Annotated in this window: 2 protein-coding genes; both read right to left on the minus strand. The window is 51.0% G+C overall.

Annotated features, from left to right (window positions below):
* Positions 1-230: 230 nt before the first annotated feature.
* Positions 231-611 (minus strand): type II toxin-antitoxin system VapC family toxin, encoded by a 381-nt coding sequence (locus IV91_RS0114525; RefSeq protein ID WP_031599545.1) that lies wholly within the window; start codon positions 609-611, stop codon positions 231-233.
* Positions 608-814: a type II toxin-antitoxin system VapB family antitoxin gene (locus IV91_RS0114530; protein ID WP_031599546.1), complete on the minus strand. Its 207-nt coding sequence runs from the start codon at positions 812-814 to the stop codon at positions 608-610. Before IV91_RS0114530 ends, IV91_RS0114525 begins: the two co-directional genes overlap by 4 nt.
* Between the last annotated feature and the right edge of the window lie 335 nt (positions 815-1,149).

Genomic DNA, 1,149 nt, shown 5'->3' on the forward strand with positions numbered 1-1,149 from the left:
TGTTTCAGGGTCTTTGGGTGCATGGGACGGCGCAAGGCATGGCGATAGGGATGGCTCAAGTGATACGCTGGTTGGGTGATGCGTTCGTTATGAATATCTAACATGAGACTTCTCCTGATCCAGTGTTGTCATTGCACCATAAATCCTACAGGGTGTAAAGTTTTTTGGAGAAAATTTTCTGAAAGAGGGTGACGACCGAGGCTTGTCGCGCAAGCGGTCAGTGGCGGCTCCTAATGCAGCGTCGGTGGATGGGCCACGCCGAAGCGCCCAGCCAAGTCCGCAAGGCGCTTGTCAAGAGTCCACAACTCAGCACCTGGTGTAATGAGTGTGGATGCCAGTAGTGTCATGTCCACCAACCCACACCCAAGCCCATACAGTTTTTCCCGCTCGATGAATTCCATTACCTCACGCATGCTCGCCTGGTTACAAGGTTGCAAAAGGCCAAGGTTATCCAGTGTCTGGATGCGTGGCGCTGGGGGGGTCCCGCACGCAATTTCGAGTATGACCATTGGGTGAGTCAGCGCGAGGTCTAGCCCGATCAAGTCAATCAACGCATCATTTCCGTTGCGGAAGTGGTCTATCCACACCGAGGTGTCGATGAGTACGCTCATTGCACGACTGGCTCCTCACGGCGACGCGGTACATCCTGAATCTTGGGTATCATGCCGCCTAGAGTTGCAAGACGCTTGGCTGCCTGCACGCGCACGAATGTCTTGATTGCTTCTCGGAAAATATCCGATTTGTCCATATTTGGGTCGGCCATTTCCAGGGCCTTTTCGTAGAGTGCATCGTCGATAGTGACAGTGGTACGCATGAGATAGTCCTCGCTTTCATCAAATATGATGTTAATTTACATTAATAATAGCATCATCGCAAGTTGGGTTGAAAACGTCCCACTGCTGGCGGGGATGAGTCCAGATCGTTAAGAGAAGTCGAGCAACCGATTCCGCAGGGTGATTTTGTCAGCATCGACATGGGGGTAGCACGGTGCGTATTCTGGTGAAGATGACCGGTGATTTCCTTTTATCGTCCTCTCCGTAAAACTTCGGCGTTTACGCCGGAGATATAAGGAGAAAGTTCTTGACTTACGCCTTAAATTCACTGTATAATGACGGTCATGTTGATTCAACGCGCCTATCGTTACCGATT

The sequence above is a fragment of the Ferrovum myxofaciens genome (assembly GCF_000735045.1).
Classification (GTDB): Bacteria; Pseudomonadota; Gammaproteobacteria; order Burkholderiales; family Ferrovaceae; genus Ferrovum; species Ferrovum myxofaciens.